The sequence below is a fragment of the Actinocorallia lasiicapitis genome (assembly GCF_054778695.1).
This window is the reverse complement of the sequence record NZ_BAAGZI010000441.1, coordinates 1-4,525: the sequence shown is the minus strand read 5'-3', so window position 1 is coordinate 4,525 and position 4,525 is coordinate 1. Positions and strand designations below refer to the sequence as shown.

Sequence of the window (4,525 nt, the reverse complement as noted above, 5' to 3'; positions counted from 1 at the left end):
AGGCGACGCTCGTCGTGCGGTCGCCCGAGCGGGCGGGGGAGACCGCTGAGGTCGGCCGGGCGTTCGGCCTGGACCTGGCGGTCGAGCCGCTGGCCTCGCTCGCCGACCACCTGAAGACCGAGCTGGTCGTGTCGACGCTGCCGGGGGACGGGGCGGGGCCCTACGCCGGGATGGTGGCCGAGGCCGGGGTGCCGGTGTTCGACGTCGTGTACGCGCCCTGGCCCACGGAACTGGCCAAGGCCGTGCTGGGCCGGGGCGGCGTCGTCGTCAACGGGTTCGCGATGCTGCTGCACCAGGCGGTGCGTCAGGTGGCGATGATGACGGGCCGGGAAGACGTGCCCGTCGAGGCGATGCGCGCCGCGGGCGAGGCCGAGCTCAGCCGCCGCCTCGGCAACTGAAACCCTCCCGAAAGGGGAGCTGGGCGAGCGGATGATCCGGCTCGCCTCGTAGGCGTCCCCGAACCAAGAACCCACGGCGGCGGAGCCGCGTGGCGAGGCGATGGTGGCGGCCGTCGCGCTTCTGGGGGTGGCCGACTATAACATTTCGACTTATTTTAAGTCTCGAAGAGAGCGCCCTCGTCCCGTTCGTCCACCCCCAGAGGAACAAGTGGTGAGAACGATGAGAACAGGAATGGTGAGTACTCCGTCATGGCGGGTCCGGCTCTGTGCCGGGCTCGCCGCTGTAGGTGCGGCGGTCGTCTGTGCTGTCCTACGGCCGCTCCGGCGCGTCCTCGAGCCACCAGGACGACGGCTCCTGCTGGCAGTGCGGGCCCGCCCGCGCCTTCGATCTCGACCCCGCCAGCCGCTGGGCCACCAGCCCGAACGGCGGCTGGTCCGACCCGGGCTGGATCTCGGTCGACCTGGGTGCGACCGCCCAGATCCACCGGGTCGTCCTTCAGTGGGATCCGGCCTACGCGACGGCCTACCAGGTGCAGGTGTCGTCCGACGACCAGAACTGGACGCCGATCTACAGCACCACCACCGGCAGGGGGTTCAAGGAGACCCTGACGGTCGACGGCACCGGCCGGTACGTCCGCGTGTACGGCACCCAGCGCAGTGGCCCCTACGGCTACTCCCTCTGGGAGTTCCAGGTCTACGGCACCGGTGGCGCCCCCATCACTCCGCCCGCGCGCCCGGCGGAGCCGGCCTCCCGGCCCACGGACCTCGTGTTCGGCGACGAGTTCAACACCCCGGCCGGTACCAGGCCCGACGCCGCCCGATGGAAGGCCGATCCCGGCACCGGCCAGAACGGCGAGCTACAGTACTACACCGACAACGCCAACGCCGCCACCGACGGCCAGGGCAACCTGGTCATCGAGGCGCGCAAGGAGCCGAGCCCCGGCACCGCCTGCCCGGCGGATCCGCTGACCGGCAGCGGCACCTGCCAGTACACCTCGGGCCGGATCAACTCCTCGACCAGCTTCTCCACCACCTACGGACGGGTCGAGGCGCGGATCAAGGTCCCGGCCGGCGCGGGCCTGTGGCCGGCGTTCTGGATGCTCGGCGCGGACTACCTCACCGGACGTCCATGGCCCGCCACCGGCGAGATCGACATCATGGAGATCCTCGGCAGGGAGCCGAACAAGCTCTACTCCACCCTGCACGCCCCGGCCTACCACGGCACAGGCGGCCACGGCGGCTCCCTGACGATCCCCGGGAGCTATGCCGACGACTTCCACACCTTCGCCGTGGACTGGAACAGCACCTCGATGAAGTTCACGATGGACGACCGGATCGTGGCCGACGTCGACCGCGACGCCCTGGAGGCCACCCGCGGTCCCTGGGTCTTCGACCACCCCTTCTATCTGATCCTCAACCTGGCGGTCGGGGGTGACTTTCCCGGCCCGCCCAGTGCCGAGACCCCGTTCCCGGCCAGAATGCTGGTCGACTACGTTCACGTCTACCGCTAACCGAACACTTCAGCGTCCTTGACAAAAAATTTGTTCGGGACGATGATGGGGTCATGCGCGAAGGAGAGCCGACCATGGGCAAGGAGTTCCGGAGTGAGCGGCGGGCCGAGGTCGAGGTGGTGCCTGAGCAGGTGTGGGACGCCATCGCGACCGGGCCGGGGATCGACTCCTGGTTCATGGGCCGCACCCAGGTGGAGGACGGGGTCGTCGAGACCGCGTTCTCCGGGTTCGCCATGACCCACCCCATCGAGGTGTGGGAGCCGGGCAGCCGGCTGGAGTACGCCGGGGAGAAGAGCCCTGACGGGCGGTTCGTGGCCTACGAGTTCCTCATCGAGGGACGCGAAGGCGCTTCGACCGTGCTCCGCGCCGTCACCAGCGGGTTCCTGCCCGGCGACGACTGGGCGGAGGAGTTCGAGGCGATGGGCCACGGATTCGCGCTGTTCTTCGCGACCCTCGTCGCCTACCTGCGTCACTTCCCCGGCCGGACGGCTCTGCCCGTCACCGCGTCGGGGCCGCCGGTCGCCGACTGGACGGCCGCATGGGCGGCGCTCCACGGCGCGCTGGGCGTCACCGATCCCCGCGAAGGCGATCGTGTGCGCTGGTCCGTCCCCGGGGTCGGCCCGCTCGACGCGACCGTCTACCACGTCAGCCCGCACAACCTGGCGGTCCGCACCGACCAGGCGATGTACCGCTTCGTCAGGGGCTTCCACGGCTCCCTGATGTGCATGCACCACGTCTTCGCCGACGTGGACCCCGACCACACCCAGCGGGCCTGGACGGCCTGGCTGAACGATCTTCCTCGTTAAGGAGCCCACCATGCCGACCGTCACCTCCGCAGACGGCACCACCATCGCCTACTCCGTGTCCGGTTCGGGGCCCGCGCTCGTCGTCGTCGACGGGGCGATGTGCTACCGCGAGTTCGGCCCGAGCAAGGACCTGGCCGAGGCGCTGAGCGCCGACTTCACCGTCCACACCTACGACCGGCGCGGCCGCGGCGAGAGCGGCCCCGGCACCCCGTCCACGCCGGAGCGCGAGATCGAGGACCTCGGCGCGGTCGTCAAGGCGGCGGGCGGGTCGGCGTTCCTGCTGGGCCTGTCGTCGGGCGCGGTGCTGGCCCTGGAGGCGACGGCGGCGGGCGTCCCCGCGGACGGTCTCGCGATGTACGAGGCGCCGATGATCGTCGACGGTACGCGCGAGCCCGCCCCCGACGACTTCGAGGAGCGGTTGCGCGCCCTCGTCGCCAAGGGCGACAACGGCGGGGCCGTCAAGAAGTTCATGCGGTTCGTGGGGATGCCCGCCCCGATGGTCGCGGTGTTCCCGTTGTTCCCCGCGTGGAAGAAGCTGAAGGCCGTCGGCGCGACCCTCCCCAACGATCTGGCGCTGTTCCGGGGCGGGCTCCAGTCCGGCCGGCCGCTGCCGAAGGACCGCTGGGCGTCGGTCGCGGTGCCCGCGCTGGTCCTGCGGGGCGGGAAGAGCCCCGCGTGGATGAAGAACGGCGTCGCCGCGACGGCCGAGGCCGTGCCGGGCGCTCAGCTCGGCGAACTGCCGGGCCAGACCCACATGGTGAAGGCCGCCGTGCTGGCCCCGGCCGTCACCGAGTTCTTCAAGCGCTGATCGCGGGCTGCTCGGGCGGCCGCCCGCCGACCGTCAGGGTGATCTCGCCCTCGCAGTGCGGGCAGCGGACCGTCACCCCGCCGGGAGCCTCCGGTCTCGGTCGGCGCCGCCGGATCGAGGTCGCCCCGACGAGCAGCACGCCCAGCACCGGCCACGCCCACGGATAGGACGAGGTCTGGCCGGTGAACACGGCGGGCCGCTCGATCCCGGTGATCTCGCCGCGCACCTGGTAGGCGCCGAACGCGGGCGCGGCGAACGTGACGGGCACCCGGTAGGTGCGCTCCTCGCCGGGGGCGAGCGTGCCGAGCGCGGGCGCGGTCAGCACGCCCGTCGGGTCGGGGGAGCGGCCGTAGGAGAGGGTGACGGGCGGGTCGGTGACGGCCACGGCGCCGTCGTTGCGGATCGTGTAGACGAAGGTGCGGGACGCGCCGCCGCCGAACCAGGCGCCGAACGAGGAGCCCTCGACGCCCACCGCGGTGACGGTCAGCGAACGCGACGCCGCCGCGGCGTCGTCCTGCTGGATCTCGTTCAGCGTCGCCGTGCCCCTGACCTTGATCGGGACGGTTCTGGCCGTGCCGCCGCCGACCGGTTTCACCGAGACCACGCACGGGCAGCCGACGGGCGGCTTGGCCACGTTGAGCAGCACGGTGCCGCGGCCCTCGGCGTTGACGAAGGTCGTCGCGGACGAGCCGACCGCGCAGTCGGCGCTGCCCCGGCGGCCCTCGTTGCCGCACAGCTCGACCGCGACGTTCCCCGCGGGCCAGCCGGACAGCTTCACCGTGACGGTCTGCCCGGCTTTCACCTCGGTCTTGTCGAGCTCGATGACCGGCCCCTGGGCCAGCACGAACGCGAACATCAGCGGGGTCATCCGCGTCTCCTTCGGGGGCGGCGGCCGCGCAGGAACAGCAGGACGGCCACGGCGGCGGTGCCGAGCACCGCCCACGGCACCGACCAGAAACCGGCGGTGCGCCGGGTGGCGGCGAGCGGCCGTCCGTCGGTCGC

Annotated in this window: 4 protein-coding genes and 1 pseudogene; 4 read left to right on the top strand and 1 reads right to left on the bottom strand. The window is 71.8% G+C overall.

All coding sequences use genetic code 11. The features are described from left to right. The 4 genes and pseudogenes from ACYVE7_RS29695 to ACYVE7_RS29680 all read left to right on the top strand — a co-directional run. Positions 1–398: pseudogene (locus tag ACYVE7_RS29695) on the top strand (shikimate dehydrogenase); the annotation flags it as partial. A gap of 287 nt (positions 399–685) precedes the next feature. After that, positions 686–1,909 (top strand): family 16 glycosylhydrolase, encoded by a 1,224-nt coding sequence (locus ACYVE7_RS29690; RefSeq protein ID WP_460369311.1) that lies wholly within the window; start codon positions 686–688, stop codon positions 1,907–1,909. Between the two features lie 53 nt (positions 1,910–1,962). Beyond that, on the top strand, positions 1,963–2,715 hold the full coding sequence (locus ACYVE7_RS29685; protein ID WP_460369310.1) for an SRPBCC family protein: 753 nt from the start codon (positions 1,963–1,965) through the stop codon (positions 2,713–2,715). 10 nt (positions 2,716–2,725) lie between these two features. Continuing rightward, positions 2,726–3,523, top strand: coding sequence for an alpha/beta fold hydrolase (locus ACYVE7_RS29680; RefSeq protein WP_460369308.1), 798 nt, complete (start codon positions 2,726–2,728; stop codon positions 3,521–3,523). Here ACYVE7_RS29680 and ACYVE7_RS29675 read toward each other — a convergent pair. Beyond that, positions 3,513–4,391: a hypothetical protein gene (locus ACYVE7_RS29675; protein ID WP_460369307.1), complete on the bottom strand. Its 879-nt coding sequence runs from the start codon at positions 4,389–4,391 to the stop codon at positions 3,513–3,515. The two genes, ACYVE7_RS29680 and ACYVE7_RS29675, sit on opposite strands and share 11 nt — an antisense overlap. Positions 4,392–4,525 lie beyond the last annotated feature (134 nt).

Excerpts from the sequence above, each read along its gene's own strand:
- ACYVE7_RS29685 (WP_460369310.1), top strand. The coding sequence starts at position 1,963 with ATGCGCGAAGGAGAGCCGACCATGGGCAAGGAGTTCCGGAGTGAGCGG.
- ACYVE7_RS29680 (WP_460369308.1), top strand. The coding sequence starts at position 2,726 with ATGCCGACCGTCACCTCCGCAGACGGCACCACCATCGCCTACTCCGTG.
- ACYVE7_RS29675 (WP_460369307.1), bottom strand. The coding sequence starts at position 4,391 with ATGACCCCGCTGATGTTCGCGTTCGTGCTGGCCCAGGGGCCGGTCATC.